The 18,141-nt window shown below is 37.8% G+C and carries 16 protein-coding genes; 4 read left to right on the plus strand and 12 right to left on the minus strand.

Going from position 1 to position 18,141, the window contains the following annotated elements:
• Window positions 1-66: 66 nt before the first annotated feature.
• Complete coding sequence (locus tag EG339_RS15325) at window positions 67-3,552, plus strand: glycosyltransferase family 117 protein (RefSeq protein ID WP_123870841.1); 3,486 nt, start codon at window positions 67-69, stop codon at window positions 3,550-3,552.
• Window positions 3,553-3,740: 188 nt separating this feature from the next.
• On the opposite strand, the gene EG339_RS15330 is transcribed toward EG339_RS15325, so the two are convergent.
• The 12 genes from EG339_RS15330 to EG339_RS15385 all read right to left on the minus strand — a co-directional run bounded on the left by EG339_RS15330 (window position 3,741) and on the right by EG339_RS15385 (window position 13,889).
• Entirely contained in the window at window positions 3,741-4,193 is a 453-nt protein-coding gene (locus tag EG339_RS15330; RefSeq protein ID WP_123870842.1) for a hemerythrin domain-containing protein, read from the minus strand.
• Between the two features lie 66 nt (window positions 4,194-4,259).
• A complete protein-coding gene (locus EG339_RS15335) occupies window positions 4,260-6,503 on the minus strand; it encodes a nitric-oxide reductase large subunit (protein WP_123870843.1) in 2,244 nt (747 codons plus the stop codon).
• A gap of 13 nt (window positions 6,504-6,516) precedes the next feature.
• Window positions 6,517-7,242: an iron-sulfur cluster repair di-iron protein gene (gene ric, locus EG339_RS15340; protein WP_123870844.1), complete on the minus strand. Its 726-nt coding sequence runs from the start codon at window positions 7,240-7,242 to the stop codon at window positions 6,517-6,519.
• Window positions 7,243-7,280: 38 nt separating this feature from the next.
• Complete coding sequence (locus EG339_RS15345) at window positions 7,281-7,706, minus strand: c-type cytochrome (RefSeq protein ID WP_123870845.1); 426 nt, start codon at window positions 7,704-7,706, stop codon at window positions 7,281-7,283.
• Window positions 7,707-7,717: 11 nt separating this feature from the next.
• Window positions 7,718-8,281 (minus strand): SCO family protein, encoded by a 564-nt coding sequence (locus EG339_RS15350; RefSeq protein ID WP_123870846.1) that lies wholly within the window; start codon window positions 8,279-8,281, stop codon window positions 7,718-7,720.
• A 13-nt stretch (window positions 8,282-8,294) separates the two neighbouring features.
• On the minus strand, window positions 8,295-9,122 hold the full coding sequence (locus EG339_RS15355; RefSeq protein WP_225717966.1) for a formylglycine-generating enzyme family protein: 828 nt from the start codon (window positions 9,120-9,122) through the stop codon (window positions 8,295-8,297).
• A 31-nt stretch (window positions 9,123-9,153) separates the two neighbouring features.
• On the minus strand, window positions 9,154-10,191 hold the full coding sequence (nirK, locus tag EG339_RS15360) for a copper-containing nitrite reductase (protein WP_123870847.1): 1,038 nt from the start codon (window positions 10,189-10,191) through the stop codon (window positions 9,154-9,156).
• A gap of 20 nt (window positions 10,192-10,211) precedes the next feature.
• On the minus strand, window positions 10,212-10,703 hold the full coding sequence (locus EG339_RS15365; RefSeq protein WP_228459626.1) for a hypothetical protein: 492 nt from the start codon (window positions 10,701-10,703) through the stop codon (window positions 10,212-10,214).
• Between the two features lie 272 nt (window positions 10,704-10,975).
• Window positions 10,976-11,608: an outer membrane beta-barrel protein gene (locus EG339_RS15370; protein WP_164466445.1), complete on the minus strand. Its 633-nt coding sequence runs from the start codon at window positions 11,606-11,608 to the stop codon at window positions 10,976-10,978.
• A gap of 38 nt (window positions 11,609-11,646) precedes the next feature.
• Window positions 11,647-12,423: a class I SAM-dependent methyltransferase gene (locus EG339_RS15375; RefSeq protein WP_123870849.1), complete on the minus strand. Its 777-nt coding sequence runs from the start codon at window positions 12,421-12,423 to the stop codon at window positions 11,647-11,649.
• Window positions 12,424-12,517: 94 nt separating this feature from the next.
• Complete coding sequence (locus EG339_RS15380; RefSeq protein WP_123870850.1) at window positions 12,518-12,949, minus strand: RrF2 family transcriptional regulator; 432 nt, start codon at window positions 12,947-12,949, stop codon at window positions 12,518-12,520.
• Between the two features lie 142 nt (window positions 12,950-13,091).
• The gene (locus tag EG339_RS15385) at window positions 13,092-13,889 is read right to left on the minus strand and encodes an AraC family transcriptional regulator (RefSeq protein ID WP_123870851.1); all 798 of its coding nucleotides are present in this window, start codon (window positions 13,887-13,889) and stop codon (window positions 13,092-13,094) included.
• A gap of 132 nt (window positions 13,890-14,021) precedes the next feature.
• On the opposite strand from EG339_RS15385, the gene EG339_RS15390 reads away from it, so the two are divergent.
• The 3 genes from EG339_RS15390 to EG339_RS15400 are packed head-to-tail and all read left to right on the plus strand — an operon-like array spanning window position 14,022 to window position 18,001.
• Window positions 14,022-15,344: a TolC family protein gene (locus EG339_RS15390; protein ID WP_123870852.1), complete on the plus strand. Its 1,323-nt coding sequence runs from the start codon at window positions 14,022-14,024 to the stop codon at window positions 15,342-15,344.
• 6 nt (window positions 15,345-15,350) lie between these two features.
• The gene (locus EG339_RS15395; RefSeq protein WP_123870853.1) at window positions 15,351-16,409 is read left to right on the plus strand and encodes an HlyD family secretion protein; all 1,059 of its coding nucleotides are present in this window, start codon (window positions 15,351-15,353) and stop codon (window positions 16,407-16,409) included.
• Window positions 16,409-18,001, plus strand: coding sequence for an efflux MFS transporter permease (locus tag EG339_RS15400; RefSeq protein ID WP_123870854.1), 1,593 nt, complete (start codon window positions 16,409-16,411; stop codon window positions 17,999-18,001). Before EG339_RS15395 ends, EG339_RS15400 begins: the two co-directional genes overlap by 1 nt.
• Window positions 18,002-18,141: the final 140 nt, after the last annotated feature.

The raw sequence follows: 18,141 nt of genomic DNA on the forward strand, positions 1-18,141 counted from the left end.
AAAAGTCACAGATTGATGTAATATTCTTTTTTCACCAGTTGTCATATTACTATTGGAAAATATAATATGAAAAACTGGTCTTTTAAAAAATGGAACACCGTATTGGGAGGGTTCCTTTTCATTATTGCATTCATCACCTATTTCTCCACTATGGAGCATTTTTTGAGCTTCTGGGATTGTGGGGAGTATATTTCTTCAGCAGCCAAGCTTGAAGTAACACATGCTCCGGGAGCAGCTTTATTTCAGATTGTAGGAGCAGTGGCCAGTATATTTGCATTGGGAAACAGCAGCAATTATTCTATCGTGATTAATGCCATGTCAGCACTATTCAGCGCGTTAACCATTTTGTTCCTGTTCTGGACCATTACTCATTTTTTAAGAAGACTTTTAAATAAAAATTTCGAAGACCTTACGAGATCTCAGGCGATTTCAGTCTTGTTTGCTGGAGCTGTGGGAGCTTTATGCTTTACGTTTTCAGATACATTTTGGTTTTCAGCGGTAGAAGGAGAAGTATATTCTATGGCCTCCCTGTTTATTGCCCTTCTGGTGTGGTTAATTACCAAATGGGAAGATGAATATAGGGCAGCAGATAGCGAAAGGTGGATCATTTTTATTTTCTTTATTGTTGGGCTTTCTGTTGGAGTTCATATGATGTGTATGCTGGCCATTCCAGCAGTATGTCTGGTTTATTATGCAAGAAAGTATACATTTACCTGGAAGAGTTTTATGATCGCCAATTTTATCACATTGGGTGTTCTTGCCCTTGTCTTTAAAATTATTTTCCCGTTGATTATGACGATGTTCGGGCAATTGGAAATCTTCTTTGTAAACGGCTTAGACCTTCCTTTCCATTCCGGAACCGTTGCAGCCTTTGTTCTGATGGTTGCTGTTTGTTATTTCATGATTAAATATGCCAGAAAAACAAAAAGAAATATTTATCAGACTATCGTTTTATCGGTTGTATATATGATCATAGGTTTTTCATGCTGGATGGTAATCCCGATCAGAGCAAATGCCAATCCACCTATGAATCTTAATAATCCTGATACAGCTATTGGGATGAAGGATTACTACAACAGAGTGCAATATGGAGACTGGCCTACGGCTTATGGACAAAATTATACCGCTGCTCTTGACAGAAAAGGGTTGGAAAAGAATGAAGATGGAAGTTATAAAAGGGAAATTACAGGAGATATTTATGAAAAGGATGAAAAAACCGGGACCTACAGAAAAACAGGTGAAAGGTTTAATTATGTCTATAATAAATCGCACCTAAGCTTTATGCCCAGAATGTTCAGTGAAGATAAAGAGGTGATGGCTAATTATATATCGATGTACGGTGCTCCCGATTTTACATTTAATTATGATAATGAAGATGTGGCAGATAATCCGCAGGCCAAGCAGATCTTTGATGATTTAAGAGCCAAATATGAAGATGATTCCATCACGGTTGAAGATTATATGAAAGTAAAGCCCTATGATCTTATCAATGTGCAAAAACCTTCATTTGCTCAGAATATGGACTATTTCTTCTCCTTTCAGAACGGCTATTATTTTGTAAGATACCTGATGTGGAATTTTGTTGGAAGACAGAATGATCTGCAAGGGCATATGGAAAATACCCACGGGAACTGGATTTCCGGATTTTCTTTTATCGATAATGCTCTATTGGGAAACCAAGATAATTTACCGGCTCAATTTAAAAATGAAAGTACCGTAAAATTCTTTTTCCTGCCATTAATATTAGGTCTGATTGGTTTCTTTTTCCAATTAAACAGGGATTTTGGAAGATTTTATGCACTTCTGTCATTATTTATTCTTACAAGTATCGGAATTGTTTTTTATACAGGTGTGAAGCCTTTTGAACCAAGAGAAAGAGATTATGCTATGGTAGGTTCATTTTATGCTTTTGCGATCTGGATCGGGTTGGGAGCAGGATGTATTCTATGGTTTATTCAGTCCAGAATAAAATCTAACGTTGCCAACATTATATCCGGGATCATTTTATTGGGAATTCCTTTCATGATGGGCTTCCAGAATTATGTTCCGCATGACCGTAGCAATAAATCCGCTGCTTATGATTCAGCTTATTCCTTCCTGGCTTCCCTGCCTAAAAATGATATAGTTTTTACTTATGCCGATAATGATACTTATCCGGTTTGGGGATTACAGGAAACGGAAAGATTCCGGGATGATGTAAAAACAGTAAATTTTACCCTGCTGGCGACTCCGTGGAACATTGATCAGGTAAAAAGAAGAACTTACAATGCCATGAGAGTTCCGGGTGAATTAACCCATGAAGATTACAGGGACGGCATAAATGACCAGGTGTATCTGATGAAAAAAGAAGACTGGGAAGGCCTGTTTGCCATGTTAAAGGATCAGGGCGCTCCTGATACAAAGTTTCAGGAATTCAGAAAATTTCTGATCCAGGATTCAATGACTTTAAAAGAAGCTCTCAGTTTCCTGAAATATAAATCTCCGGCAAAAGACGAGTTGCTGAAAATGTATTTCGGGGAAAAAGAATATGAAAAATATAATATTATTCCGGTACATAAATTTGTATTACCTGTCAATAAAGAAAATGCTGTGAAGTCTGGAATTATTAATCAGGCCGATCTTCCGAATACTGTAAATCAGATAGCCATTAATTATGAAGCCAATACTCTTTATAAAAGCCATCTTATAATGCTGGACATACTGGCTAATTTTGATTGGAAACGTCCGATCAGTTTTTCGTCCGGAGGAATGTATGACAGTGAAAATATCTTTTATCTAGATGACTATCTTCAGTTTGACGGCTTCAGCTATAAACTGGTTCCTATCCGTACCACTCAAAGCCTGGATGGAGATAAAGGGAGGGTAGATGCCCGCTCACTCTATAATGTAGTGAAAAATTATAAATGGGGCAATTTTAAAGATCTTAGTATCCACTACGATGATACTGGTATATCTGATATTATGAATTACAGGATGTCTGTGAGCAGAGCGGTGTCTGCACTGGTCAGGAATGGTGAAAAAGCAAAAGCTTTAGAATTACTCAACCTTGTCTCGAAAGAAATTCCTGCAGAAAAGTACAATGATCCGCGTTCATTAAGTTCAATTGTTACGGCTTTTATTATTGCAGGTGAGGAACAGAAAGGTCTTCAGTTGGCTGAGAATCTTAAAAAAGAAGTTTTTTATGAATATGATTATTACTTGGGTCTTTCCCCTGAGTTCAGGGCAGCTGCCAGAAGACAGATGAGGTCCAAGCCTATGGAATATTCCCTTGTGGTTTCTGCAGTAACGGAAGCCTACAGAACATTGGGACAGGATAATAAAGCTAAGAACTATCTGTTGAAATCTGTAGAACCGGTTGATAAGAAGTTTAATGCTTTCGTGAAGAATCTTCAGCAGATGGATAAAGAGAAAGCGATGAAAGAATCTGAAAATATTCAGAAAATTACCCCATTCTATCAATATCTATTTAATGTAATGGAACCTTTTGATTCTACCTATTCAAAGAAAAAAGAAGAACAGATTACTACGGCAATCATTAAGGCAGTACAATAATAGCAAATATAACCATTAAGATCAGGTAAGGCTTTCAAAATAAAGGATTTTTGTTTTTATAGTTTCGTTTTAAAATCTTAGATTTTACCTTGTACATGCTGAACCCTGCCTACTTAATGGTTTTTTAAGAAACTGTTCCTAAAGTATTGTTTTTAGACTTATGATGCAGTTTTTTGTTTTAAAATAAATTATTTCCAGAATTCATCATCATAGATTTCTTTTTTATCAGTATGAATATAATTCAGGTCTCGCCCAATCTTATTCAGATCAGTATTATTGAATTTTTCTTCCAGATGAGGAAAACAATGGCGTTCCTCAAAACGGATATGCAGTTCAAGTAAACTTGCAAAATATGAAAATAAATTTGGATCTCCCGAGGCTTCAATTTGATATATTAACATCTTTATCTGTTGATGTTCTGACCGGATGCGTAGCGTATAGGCATCCTCAAGATAAGGGAAAAGAACCTCTTCTTCCGCTTTGAAATGATCTTCAAGATGATTTTCAAAAAAATAAAGTATATACTTTTTAATTCTGCCGGGTTCAATCTCTTTTTTTACTCCCTGTCTCACCTTCCAGCTGCAAAGAAGCCCTGAATGATGATCTCTTGAAAGCCAGACTATATTATCATTGCGTTTCATGACTTTTTAATTTTAAAATATTAAACCTTACAGACCTTAAGGCCCATAAGGTTTAATGAATATTTGCTAACGTTTTTCTTTCAACGACCATCCGAACTTTAACCCGATGATAAAAATAACAAGTAACAGTTCTCCGGCAGCTAATAAAATGTCACCCGGAACCCGCATCCATCGCAAGAAATGCATAATATCCGTCTGCATAAACTCTGCGGAACGTGCATACCAGTATCCTTCTTTAATGGAGGCTACAGACTGCATAATTCCTATCGGGAGAAGACTGATGGTTACCATAACCAGCAATCCGATATTGGTTAACCAGAAAGCCCAGCCTATTAATTTATTATTCCATTCATGGTCAGGATAAAGTCCCCTTAGGACAAACATCATCAGCCCGATACCCAAGATACCATATACTCCGAACAGGGCAGCATGGCCGTGAACAGCCGTTGTGTTTAATCCCTGAATATAATATAAAGCGATAGGAGGGTTGATGGCAAATCCGAAAATACCGGCTCCAAGAAAATTCCAGAAACACATAGCAATGAAGCAGTAGATAGGCCATTTGTAAGCTTTGATCCATTTTGTCGACTTACTGAGCTGGTAGTTCTGGTAAGCTTCATATCCAATCAATACAAGAGGTACAATTTCCAACGCACTGAAAGTAGCTCCTAAGGCAAGTACCGCTGTAGGTGTCGCACTGAAATACAAGTGGTGGAATGTTCCCAGAATACCTCCTGCGAGGAAAATAATAGTGGAAAATAATACCGCATTGGTGGCCGATTTTAATCTTAATAATCCTAATCTTGTAAACAGGAAAGCAGCAACTACAGTTGCAAAAACTTCAAAAAATCCTTCTACCCAAAGGTGTACCACCCACCATCTCCAATATTCGGCAATCGCCATATGTGTTTGTCTTCCATACATAAGCCCGGCCCCATAGAACATAGCAATAGCCACGGAAGAAAGTGTGAATAGAAGCAGTAAATGACGGTCGCCATCTTTACGTCTTAAGGCGGGAAGAAGTGCTCTTACCATTAAAATCAGCCAGAGAATAAGTCCGATAAGCAGTAAAATCTGCCAAATTCTTCCCAATTCTACATATTCGTATCCCTGGTGGCCCCATAGGAAGTTATCTACCAGACCAAGCTTTTGCATTACTCCAAGCCATTGTCCTGTTAATGAGCCTAAAACAACAATTAATAGTGCTCCAAACAATATATTGACACCCAGTTTCTGATATTTAGGCTCGTATCCGGATACTGCCGGGGCAATATAAAGACCTGTTGCCAGCCATGAGGTAGCAATCCAGAATATGGCGAGCTGAACGTGCCAGCTTCTGGAAACTGACTGTGGAAGAAATTCATCCAGAGGAATTCCGTAAAATCCGCTTCCTTCCACGCCGTAATGGGCGGTAATTACCCCTGCAAGCATCTGCACCAGAATCAGTAATGCAACTACCCAGATATATTTCAGTGTCGCTTTCATGGATGGGGTAGGTTTCATGTTTCGCAACGGGTCCTCAAGAGGAAGAGCCCCACTGATCTCTTCTTCTTTATTTCTGGCATGATAAAATACCAGTAATCCTACGCAGGCCAATAGTAACAATACACTGAATCCTGACCATAAGTGTAAGGAAGGAGGCGGAACATTACCTACAGATTCATCGTGAGGCCAGTTATTGGTATAGGTAACATTATCTCCGGGACGTTCTGTAATGCATACCCATGTGCTCCAGGCAAAAAAAGCATTCATTTGCGACATTCTTCCACTGTCTTTCACCGTATTTTTGGGAATCGCATACTGATCACGAAGTTGAGCCATAGAAGGATCATTCATGAATAATTTTGAGTAATATTGCGAAAGCTGTTTCTGTACTTTTGCTCTTTCCTGGGAGAATACAATTGCATTTTTCTTCTCATCAAAAGTATTGGTCCGAAGTTCCTTTTTCAGCAGTACCTGATATTTTGCCTGTTCATCATCTGGGAGCTCTTTATAGATTTTACCATCTTTTTCAGCCAGCTCATCAAGCAGGAGAAGAGATTCCCTGTGAAGATAGTCTGCTGTCCAGTCCGGAGCAATATAGGCACCGTGTCCCCAGATGCTTCCCACGGTTTGCCCGCCAATAGACTGCCATACATTCTGCCCGTCTTTGATGTCCTGTCCCGTAGCAAGCACAGTACCATCTGTGCTTACTACCTGATTGGGAATAGGAGGAATTTTTCTATAAATTTCAGTTCCGTAAAATATAAGGACGGCAAATGAAGCAACTATTACTACAGCAAGCCATCTCCAAAGTTTTTTATGTGTCATCCGGTATCAGTTTTTAAAATTCAACACTAAATTCTTTTTCCAGTTGAATTGCTTTTGGGAAAAGAATATTATTTTCAAGATGAATATGCTTGTGAAGATCATTTTCAAAGTCCTGAAGCATGGCAAAGGCTACTTTGTATGTATTGCAGGCATCTGCAGGAGGAGTATATTCACTGGTAATCTCTGCAATTTTTCTGAAGCGGTCTCCTTCTACTGTATGTTCATGCTGCATCATATTCACAGGATTTTCCACGGTTCCGAATGGAGGCTGCAACAGGCTTTCCCCTGATATTTTTGCTTTTATCATATTTCTTACAAAAGGAAACAGGATAAGCTCTTCTTTCTTCATGTGAGCGGCCAGATCATGGGCAGATTCATTAAATATGGTGTTGATCTCAAACAGTTCGGGATGTCTGTCACCGTGAACTTTGCATAGCTTATCAAGGAATGCTTGTAAAACAGGGGTTTTTTCTTCCACATAACGATGGTGTGTTTTCTCGATATAGTCAGCCAGAAGATCCAGTGACCAGCTCTTGAAGTCAATGGAAGCACCCTCATTTTCAGGAAGGGCTTCCAGTTCTTCATAAATTTTCTCCGGGTCAAGCTTTTTATTATTGCAAGCTTCTTTTATGGTTCTTCCGCCTTTACAGCAGAAATCGATTCCGTGTCTTTTAAAAATAGCTGCGGTTCTGAAGTCTTCAGCAACCATATTTCCTATGAAATCTGTCTGTATATTCATAATATAATACCTTTTTATCTTTTATTATTTTAAATTTTTTATTTCTTTAGTGAAAGGATGTACTTCACCATAAGTTTAGCATTGTCTTTACTTAATCCGGCATGGGGTGTCATTGGGATATCGCCCCAGTTTCCTTTTCCGCCGTCAATCACTTTTTGAGCAAGCTGATCAATATTTGCATCGGTATATTTAGCAGCAATATCCTGATAGGCAGGTCCTACGAGTTTAGCATCGATTTTATGACAAGACAGGCAGTCTGTGCCTTCTACAAGGGATTTTCCTTCAGCAATATCTGCTTCAGGTCCTGTGGCTGGCGCTGCGGCAGGAGTTGAGGCTTGCGGTTTAGGTTCATCCAGCATTACATTGGATTCCTGTACAGGAGGAATGGTGTCTGTTTCTTTTTTATCTGAACATGACGTTACTGCGACTGAAAACAGCAGAGCTGTTGCAATTAATTTTTTCATAATCTATCCATTTAAAGTTTTATTTGTTTTTTTATGTCATTCACAATGGCATCGTAATCACCATCGAGTCCTTCTTTTTGAAAAGAAAGAATTCCCTTTTTTGAATATACTGTGATGATATTGGAGTGAGAGAATTCTATGGGGGAGATTTCCTTATATTTCACAGCCATAATATTGGCCAGTTCCCGGGTACTTTCTTCATTTCCGCGGATGAAAGTCCATTGGTTTTCATTGAACCTGTTAACACTCAGATATCGTTTCATAACTTCCGGAGTATCATTTTCCGGATCAATAGAGATTAATAGGTATTGGATTTTATCCGGATCTGTTTTTCCTACTTTTTCAGAAATGGTTCTCATTTCAGCAGTCAGTCTCGGACAGGCGGTTTTACAGGAAGTAAAGATCATTGCTGTTACCAGCACCTTGTCTTTAAGATCTGAAAAAGTAATGTTTTCCCCGTTTTGTTTTTCCCATTTTGTTGGTACATTATAAATAGAATCAGGACTTATTGCTTCATTTTTCTTACTGCATGAGATAATCATGATAGACAGTAAGATCAGGGTTATATTTTTCATAAGGGGTTAATTTTTAATTTTTAGCACATCTGAATCCCAGATTGTTGAGACAGTAATTCGCTTTGATGCTTCCTCTTAATGCGTACCGGATAAATGCTGCATAATTTCTTAGGTCCGAAGAAGTTACTGCAGCTCCTGCACAGAAAAGATTGTCGTTAACAGTATTATCTTTCCTGGATTCTCCGCTCATCATGACTGAATTGAAATCATGAGTCCATTCCCAAACCATTCCATACATATTATAAACTCCGTAATAGTTGGCTGGTTCCTGCTTTATGGGTTGTTTGTTTTTATCTTTTTTTTGATAAGACTTCAGAATGTAGTCAGTAAAAACAGGGCTGTCTGAGGCATTCTTTGTATGCTCATCTGCCAGCGCCGCATATTCCCATTCATCAATTCCGGGTAATCTTTTTCCTACACTTCTAGCATAAGCTTCAGCAGCAAACCATGAAACGTTAGTTACAGGAGCCTCCGGGCTTATTCCTTCCGGAATTTTATAGTCACTTTTCCAGTGTTTCAGGTAATTGTTATCTGCATATAGCTGTAAGACTTTACTTCTTGTCCATTGAGGATTGGTTTTAAGAAATTCAAGGTATTCCCGGTTCGTAACCGGGCTGTCATCAAGATAAAAAGTCTGTACTTTTACAATTCTTCCGGAATCTTTTCCTATAAAAGCTTTATAGGTTCCGCCTTCTATTTTAACCATTTTCTTTGAACTTATAAGCGGCCTGAGCTGGTTTTGAACCGGAGCAATGTCTGCATCCATTCTGTTTTGCTGTTCAGAGCAGGAAATGATTCCTGTACAGGCTGCCAAAAATAATATGAATGTAAAAGCTTTCATGATCTTTATTCGATCCATCAATTCTGATGGATTACGGGTTCTTTTTATACACCTCCGGATTTTCAGGCCCGGTCACTTTAATTTTTCCTAAAGCTCCTTTATTGAAAGCCCTGAAAATAGCATGGTCCACAATTACATATTCTCCGGGTACTGTTGCCTTGAACTCCACAATAGAAGCACCTCCGGGGGGAATTACAGTAGTCTGTACATTCTCATTAATTTTACTTCCGCCTTCTATATATACTTTATCAAAGATTTCACCTATAATATGGAATGATGAGGTAAGATTAGGTCCACCGTTCCCAACAAAGAACCTTACTGTTTCGCCAGTTTTCACCTGAAGTTCCTTATCGCCTAAAAGTGATGCTGTATTTCCATTAAAGACTACATATTCAGGATGTTCATCAATAGCTTTATCCATATCAAATTCCTGTAATCCTTTTTCGCCAAATTTTCCTTTGGTATAGAAGTCTCCCTGCATGATGTAGAATTCTTTGTCTACTTTGGGAAGACCACCTTCCGGTTCAATGAGAATAAGACCATACATTCCGTTGGCAATATGCATTCCTACCGGAGCTGTGGCACAATGATATACGTATAATCCTGGATTTAATGCTTTGAAATTAAAAATTGCTTCCTTTCCAGGGGCTACAAAAGTAGCTTCCGCACCACCACCAGGTCCATTTACGGCATGGAGGTCAATATTATGTGGAAAAGTGTTGTTCTCATTGTTTTTCAGATGAAGTTCTATATCATCCCCAACTCTTGCCCGGATAAAACTTCCGGGAACTGTTCCGTTAAAAGTCCAGAAGTTATATTGCGTACCGTCTGCCAGCTCTCCTGTTTTTTCTATTGTTTCCAGTTTTACAATAATTTTTTTGGCGGCACGGGTTCCAACAGGGGTCGGAACATTGGGTGGGGCCAGCATTTTTAATTCTTCAGTGGTTCCGTCTGTTTTGATATTCTCTGTATTCGCTGTATTGGATATATCAGCTGAAGTACTTTGTTTGCAGGCATTGAGCATCAGTACGACTCCTAAGGCTGCAGTGAATAATAGTGTTTTTTTCATGATGAGATAATTAAGAGGTTTTAAATCTTTCTGCTGGAGTAAACACTGTGTGAAATTACGCCAGTATGCTTTGTAGATCTTTTAAACTGTAAGATAATGGTGGCACACAGGAACAAAGCTTTGGCAGATTCTGCATAGATGAAATAGTTATGCATTTCTGACGGAGCAACAGATTTTCCTGCTGATAAAAGATGAGCCCGGTCATCCAGTACAGGCAGCATCCAGAATTTTTCCACTAATAAAACTGCTGACACAATGACTATGATGATAAAGTCCATCTTTGTATATGCTTTTCGGCTGATGATCATACCTGTGATAATAAGGATCAGCAAAACGCATTGTATTTTAGTAGATATTCCAAACATTAGCATTCCCAGCTCAAGGGCTACCGGAAGTGTCATTTCTGAGACCTGAAATTTCATGGGAGTTTCCAGGAAACTGACGGTGATAAAGATACCTGCCATCAGACAGAGTAACATTAGCACGATAGGATTTTTACTGTTCAGATTCATTTTTTATTATTTAAGATATTAATACCTTTTTATCTTTTAATTGAATGTTTTAGAAATGAAATGATCTTATATATTCAATAAATAGGAAGCTTTTTTTAAACTTATACTATTATGCCAAGTACTATTTCATGAACGGGAATAATTTGAATCATGAACAAAATAATATCATTGAACTGATATGTTTTGGAGTACTTTTTTCTTTTTCTTATACAAAGATAAAATCTATTTTTAAAATAAAGGAGTTTTAAGTCTTTTATTTATTCTGATTTATATCACCTTATTTTACGGGGAAGGATATACTTTATTCCAAAGTTAACAGATGAAAAAGTGAACCCAAGACGTAAGTTTGTGTCTGTTTCTTTATTAATATTTTTTTTATTGGATGTATAACTGATCTCTCCGATGGTGGCAACAATTTTCCAGGTTCTGTTTAAAAAATAATCAATTCCTGGTTTTACACTGATGCCATAAGAGAAATAGTTATCTGAAGTTTCTCCAGTAGTAGGTATCTGATCTGATTCTTTTTTTATTTTTCCGAATTCCAAAGGGAAATCCATCTGCCCGAATATACTCAATCTCTCATCCATAACCCAGAATTTGCGCAGAGAGGGAATGATAACTATTGCTGAACTATTCTCAAAATGCTGCTGTGCTGATGAGTTTAGCACCTGTTTTGTATGGATTGTTTCTTTTTTGTAACCAAAACTTCCTGCAATTCCCCAATTGGGTGCAAAGAAATATCCAAAAGTCGGGATTATCTTTAAAGATTTTGTTTCAGATGACCCTGAATGAGTTTTTATATTGGAATATCCAATTTGTCCACTGATAAATTTAACTCCTGTCGGGATCTGTGTAAAAGCGATACTATTCGCAATAAGGCTGGCAATCAATATTATTTTTTTCATGGCTTTCCAAAGCAATTCAGAGTAAGAATTAAAACCTGTCATTCTTTTCTAGCAATAATGGTAACAGCGCCCATATTTTTCTCGTATTTCTTAAAGATACTTTTCATCTTGAGAACCCTTTTTCTCATAGCGGGATGTAATAATATATTTTTAGCAATGGTTATTGAACCCCAAATACCTTCGTCATTTATTATTCTTTGTGGTTCCAGAAGGTGCATAGGTGCTGTTTCTGTTCTCAGTACTTTAAATCCTTCTTTTTCTAACAGTTCTGTCCATTCAGAAATGGTAAGTGGGCGGGCATTCACTTTTATAGCCAAAGCGAGTTCTTTCTGGATATATAATTTTACATTTTCATCCAGATCATCCGGCTTTAAGGTTAATTCGTGAATTGCATAGTAACCCTGTGGTTTTAAAATTCTGTAAGCTTCCCGAATTAGTTCAGCTTTCCTGTGGTTAGCGTGCATACTCAGCATGGCTTCTCCATATACCTTATCAGCAGACTGTTCAGGCAAAAGGCTTTGTGCTGCATTACCCAGTCTAAATACAGCATTACTTTTTTCAAACTTTTTGCTCAGATAATTCACTGAATTTTTATCTGCATCAATACCAATATAAGATTTAGGCCTTCTATTTATTGACATTTGAGCCGTAAAACCAAGGCCGGGAGCAAACTCTACCACATCATCATTGGATGTGATATTGAGCATTGACAGCATTTTCTGGGTAAGGGTAACTCCACCAGGACGAAGTACTTTTTTGCCAAGTTTTGCTAATAGCCAATGTCCGGACATTTTCTCTATTTTTTCTGTATTCATGAAATTGAGTTTTAAATGATGTAAGGGATTGAGAATTAAACGTAAACTATTTAATATATTAAGATCTTTTTATCTTTTATTATTTTAATTTTTTTTATACTTTAAGATGTGTCAGTTTTAAATCCAGGTTATCTACAAACATTTGTATTTTAGAGCACTCAAGCATGATGCGCAGGTCCTGTCTTATACTTTTAAACTGATTGTGAAGCGGGCAGGGGTGGGCTTCAGAACATTCTTCAAGTCCAAGTCCACAGCCTGAAAATAATTTGTCACCATCTATTTCTCTTACAATTTCAGCAATAGGAACTTCCAGGTTTTTTGGGTCCATATAAAATCCTCCGTGGGGGCCTTTTACAGATTGTACAAATCCTTTTCTGCTTAAATCCTGTAGAATTTTAGCAATGAAATGTTCAGGAGAATTAATGCTTTTCGCAATATCCTTTATACCAACCCTGCCGTCGTTTTTAGACTGCTGGGCTATGTAAATTAAAGCTCTTAAAGCATATTCGCAGGTTTTTGAAAACATTTTTTTATGAATTTTACAGGACAAATATATGAACTTTATTCAAATAAAAGATAAAATTGTCTTTTATTTGAATAAAGTTTGATAAAGATCATAAATATAGGATAGAAGTGTAGACATCGTATGGGTTTTCGCCATTTGATAATCAAAGTGCTTTACTGCTTTTCCTGAGATCTGAAGGTCTGGATTGCGTAAATTCATGAAAAGTATCGCTGAAAGCACTAATGGAGCTGTAACCCACATCATCTGCAATCTCATTAATAGGTTTGTCTGTATTTAAAAGAAGCTCAATAGCTTTGATGATTCGTAATGTTTTCAGATACTGGAGAAATGAAATATCCATATCAGCTTTAAACAGACGGGACATAGAGCGTTCACTCAGTCCGAATCTGGCACTTACGTTGGAAAGAGTCAGCTTTTCGCCGATATTCCATTCCAGGTAAGATACTATTTTCATCATCTGCTTGTTATGGGTAGCAGGAAGAATAATAGGTAAGGGCTGTTTGTGGGTTTTAGGAAGGATTTTTTTTAAAGCCACCAGAAATTCAAAGTTCTCATCTTTATCCGTGACATGTTTTTCATCCCACATTTCCGTATATTTTATCATTTGGATCAAAAGCTCTGATGCCGGATAAATTCCCAGTCTGCTGTAAAACGGATCTGAAATATCATCATGGGCATAAAAATACAGGGAACGAAGAACAGTAGCAGTATGCCCAATCTCTAAAATATGTTCCATTCCCTGCGGAATCCAAAAGAAGTGCCTGGCAGGTACCACATACGTCCGGTTATCAATGGTAATATAGGCAATACCACCTTCAACGTAGCTCAACTGTCCCTTTGTATGTTTATGGAAAGGAATCAGTTTCTCAGATTTTTCATGCATTACAAATACACTTTTCTCATGTTTGTCTATATCCGGAAGCGCTGCAATTAATCCCATAAAAAAATCAAAATAAGAATGAAAACGCAAATATAATCATTTGGCCGGAATCATGTAAAACTTGACTATTTTAGGTAAATAAAATTTATGGATTGCCAATAAATTTGCAATGCAATAATTCGAAAAATTCAAATGAAAATCTATGTCACCGGACTGCTGATGTTAGGAGCTTCCTACTTTATATCAGCCCAAACAGGCAGTCCACGAAATGATACCATACGCATTTCCCTGAAAGACGCATGGCAGAGAGCTGAAGAAAACAGCCGTCATATTAAAATCAATACCATTAGTGTAGACATTGCGGAAGCCGAAGTAAAAGACACCAAGAGAGAACGCCTTCCGGAAATAGAAGTGAAAGGATCAGTAGAAAAGGCATCCAACATCCCCATCTATGAAAACGGAATTTTTTCCAAACCTGCCCAACACGAAGTTATCCATACCCTTTACAGATTAGGAGCTGATTTTTACCTGAATATTTACAACGGAAATAAATTAAACCTTAAGATCAAAGAAAATCAGACTTTGCAGAAGGTTAAAGAAATTAAGAAGGAACAGGCTGTTTCCGATATCCATTACAAAACAGCAACCCTTTATCTTGAACTTCAGAAAACATTGATCTTCAGGGATCTTATTAAACAGGATATTAAAGATCAGGAAGTACAGCTTAAAGAAATTAAATCCTTATATAAAAACGGAGTGGTTTTAAAAAGTGATGTTTTAAGAATAGAGCTTGAACTTTCCAAACGTAAAATGACTCTGGTAACCATTGAAAATGATATTCTGATCGCCATGCAGAAACTGAATATTATTTTAGGAGTTCCGGATGAGCAGATCATTATTCCTGAAGCTCCTTCCAGTCAGTGGGATGCCAATACAACTTACGCAGAATATCTGAGACTGGCATTAGACCACTCATTTGATTATCATGTTTCCGAACAGAATACGGAATTAAGTAAGATTAAACTTAAGCAGGTAAAAGCCAATGTAAGCCCTAAAATAGGAATGTACGGAGAATTTTATTATGCCAATCCACAGATCTTTCTTTATCCTTACAATCCTTATTGGTATTCACTGGGAATTGTTGGTTTAAAAGCATCATTTTCAATCTCATCTCTTTACCATAATACGAATAAAGTAAAAGCGGCCAAGCTTGAATTTGAAAAAGAGGAAGAAGCTCACAAAGACACTGAAGATAAGGTAAGACAGCAGGTAAAAGAAGCCTATTTAAGATACCGGGAAGCTTTGGAACAGATTAAGGTTGCTGAAACCAATGTTACCCAGGCTAAGGAGAATGCCCGCATTATCAAAAATACCTATTTCAATCAAACCTCCCTTATTACAGAACTTTTGGATGCAGATATCCAGCTGCTCCAGACAAAATTTGAACTGGAAGCAGCGAAGATCATGGCACAGAATAACTATTATTTACTACAGAATATTACAGGCGTTTTATAAAGTACAATGAAAAAAAAATATACACCAACCGACAGGCTGATTACCAAGATCACAGGATGGATTTCAGTTTTAATCGTTGCCGCACTTGCAATCTGGGGCGGTTTTACCTTAAAAAATTACTACAGATACGAGCAAACCAATGATGCCCAGGTTCAGGAATATGTAAACCCCGTGATTTCAAGGGCAGGCGGATTTATTGTAGCGGTAAAATTTGAAGAAAACCAGGAAGTGAAAAAAGGAGATACTCTTTTATTGATTGATAGCCGCGAATATATTCTCCAGCAAAAGCAAACTCAGGCAGCGCTTCAGAAAGCCCGTGCAGAACTGAAGGTTTTAGAGAGTAATACCGGAACCACGGAAAAGGAAGCAGCTGCAGCGCTTGCACAGGTAGATGCCAACAAAGCAAAAGTCTGGAAGCAACAGCTCGATTATAACCGTTATAAAAAGCTTTATGATGAGGAATCTGCCACCAAACAGAGGCTGGAAGATGTAAAAGCAACATTGGATGTCAATGAAAGTGATTATAAATCGTCTCAGGATAATTATGCAGCTTCGGTATCTAAAATTAACGATATTCAGGCCGAAAAAACAGTAGTGCAGGCCGAAATTGCCAGATTGGAAGCTTTACTGGACCGCCATAAATTAGATGTTAGTTATACAGCAGTTGTAGCGGCATACGACGGAAGAATGGGGAGAAGAACCGTTGAAGTAGGGCAGATGATTGATGCCGGAGAAACACTGGCTTTCATTGTCAATAATGAAACTGATAAATGGGTGGTTGCCAACTATAAAGAAACCCAAATCAAGGATATGAAAATTGGAGATCAGGTAAAAATTGTTGCAGATTCTTATCCTGACAGAGAATTTAAGGGAACCATTATTTCATTATCACCGGCAACCGGTTCCAGTTTTTCATTACTGCCACCCGATAATTCTACAGGGAATTATGTGAAAATTGTACAGCGTATTCCTGTGAGAATCAAAGTGGAAGGGAAAAGAAAAGATATTGATATTCTTAAAATGGGCATGAACGTTAATGTTTACGCCAATAAAAAACATTCCTGATGGCTAAAAGACAAATGCCCTTTTTTAAAAGATGGGCACCGGAGTGGCTGGTAAAAATCATTCTTTTCTCAATGACCTTACCGGGAATCATCATATTCTTTCTGCCGCTAACCAATATTAATGCGGCTGCGGGATATTATGGAAGTGAGCCTGCTGATATTCAGTTCTCAGTAGCATTATTCTATGCCGGATATGTAGGATTTTACAGTCTGGAAAGAAGATTTTTCAGCTTTCTGGCGGCAAAAGAGTATTTTCTGTTATTTACTACCTTGCAGATTGTGGCCTGTCTCATCTGCTACTTTACCCGGGAAGTGTATGTTCTTTTTCCTGTACGTTTTATCCAGGGAATCCTGTTTGCAGGAAATGTGAACCTTTCACTAACCTTGATTTTTACACGCTTGAACAGTGAAAGAGGAAGAGAGATCAGTTTTTCCGTATTCTTTGGAATCCTGATCTGCGCATTGCCATTTAATAATCTGATTACAGCTGATCTTATTGATTCTTACAATTTTAATATTGTTTATAAAACAGCCATATTTTCTTACCTGCCGGGACTTATTTTTCTGACACTGGCCATGACTAATTACCGCCCTAATGTGAGATTCCATCTGTATAAACTGGATTGGCAGAGCTTTGCCGTTTTCAGCACCATTTTAGTGCTTGCAGGATATATTGCAATCTTCGGACAGGAATATTACTGGCTGGAAGATAGCAGGATTTTAGGAAGTGTAATCACTATCATCGTATTGGCCGGAATATCAATCTTCCGTCAGAACTCGATTAAAAGGCCCTATATTGATCTTCGGGTTTTCAGATACAGGAATTTCAAAGTAGGGCTATTGATTCTTTTTGTCATGTATATTTGCCGTTTCGCTTCAGGAATCACCAACAGTTATTTTGCGACTGAGCTTCATCTGGATCCGTTTTATATCTCTTACATCAATATTTTTAATCTTTCGGGATTAGTGGCTGGAGTTATCATTGCCTGCTGTATGGTTTTACAGAAGAAAAAAATACAGTATGTATGGGCGCCAGGCTTTCTGATGTTACTGCTGTTCCATGCTTTGATGTATTATTCCTTTGATGTACAGGCAGATGAGTTCAATTACTATATTCCGTTATTCCTTCAGGGATTAGGAGTAGGATTAATTATGGTTCCAACAATTATTTTCATCATATCATCAGTTCCTGCATCCATTGGGCCGTCTGCTGCGGCAACGGCCTTGGCAATCCGTTATCTGGGATTTTGTGCCAGTATTGCATTGATCAACTTTTTTGAACTTTTCGAGAAAAGCCGTCATTACAATGCTTTTCAGGATCATATAACGGCAATTGATCCCTTTGTGAAAGATTTTCTTCACAAGCAGACCGCTAAACTTACAGCCCAAGGAATGCCTGAGGATCATGCAGTAAAAGCTTCCAACAAACTATTGGCAGGAAGACTGAATGTTCAGGATCATGTACGGTTTGCCATGGACTACTACGAAATGATGGTATGGCTTCTGGCCGGGGCGCTGCTGCTAATTCTTCTTTTTCCTTATCTGAACCGTACAGCCCTTTATTTAAAATCCCGAAGGTTATCTCCTGCATAACTGTAAATTTTAAAAGTATAGCTTATTAGCTAATTTTATAGTGAGAGTGCTGAGACTGTCTTTTTTAAGGCAGTCTCTTTTTTTTGTTGATGAAAGGAATAAAAGATGGCCGAAATTGTCTGTTTTTTGTCATTGCAGCC

It is taken from the genome of Chryseobacterium bernardetii (assembly GCF_003815975.1).
Classification (GTDB): Bacteria; Bacteroidota; Bacteroidia; order Flavobacteriales; family Weeksellaceae; genus Chryseobacterium; species Chryseobacterium bernardetii.

Coding starts and splice junctions, on each gene's coding strand:
- EG339_RS15350 (WP_123870846.1), bottom strand. CDS start 8,281: ATGAAAAATATAACCCTGATCTTACTGTCTATCATGATTATCTCATGC.
- EG339_RS15325 (WP_123870841.1), top strand. CDS start 67: ATGAAAAACTGGTCTTTTAAAAAATGGAACACCGTATTGGGAGGGTTC.
- EG339_RS15380 (WP_123870850.1), bottom strand. CDS start 12,949: ATGTTTTCAAAAACCTGCGAATATGCTTTAAGAGCTTTAATTTACATA.
- EG339_RS15395 (WP_123870853.1), top strand. CDS start 15,351: ATGAAAAAAAAATATACACCAACCGACAGGCTGATTACCAAGATCACA.
- EG339_RS15370 (WP_164466445.1), bottom strand. CDS start 11,608: ATGAAAAAAATAATATTGATTGCCAGCCTTATTGCGAATAGTATCGCT.
- EG339_RS15330 (WP_123870842.1), bottom strand. CDS start 4,193: ATGAAACGCAATGATAATATAGTCTGGCTTTCAAGAGATCATCATTCA.
- EG339_RS15355 (WP_225717966.1), bottom strand. CDS start 9,122: ATGAAAGCTTTTACATTCATATTATTTTTGGCAGCCTGTACAGGAATC.
- EG339_RS15390 (WP_123870852.1), top strand. CDS start 14,022: ATGAAAATCTATGTCACCGGACTGCTGATGTTAGGAGCTTCCTACTTT.
- nirK (WP_123870847.1), bottom strand. CDS start 10,191: ATGAAAAAAACACTATTATTCACTGCAGCCTTAGGAGTCGTACTGATG.
- EG339_RS15335 (WP_123870843.1), bottom strand. CDS start 6,503: ATGACACATAAAAAACTTTGGAGATGGCTTGCTGTAGTAATAGTTGCT.
- EG339_RS15375 (WP_123870849.1), bottom strand. CDS start 12,423: ATGAATACAGAAAAAATAGAGAAAATGTCCGGACATTGGCTATTAGCA.
- EG339_RS15365 (WP_228459626.1), bottom strand. CDS start 10,703: ATGAATCTGAACAGTAAAAATCCTATCGTGCTAATGTTACTCTGTCTG.
- EG339_RS15400 (WP_123870854.1), top strand. CDS start 16,409: ATGGCTAAAAGACAAATGCCCTTTTTTAAAAGATGGGCACCGGAGTGG.
- EG339_RS15385 (WP_123870851.1), bottom strand. CDS start 13,889: ATGGGATTAATTGCAGCGCTTCCGGATATAGACAAACATGAGAAAAGT.
- EG339_RS15345 (WP_123870845.1), bottom strand. CDS start 7,706: ATGAAAAAATTAATTGCAACAGCTCTGCTGTTTTCAGTCGCAGTAACG.
- ric (WP_123870844.1), bottom strand. CDS start 7,242: ATGAATATACAGACAGATTTCATAGGAAATATGGTTGCTGAAGACTTC.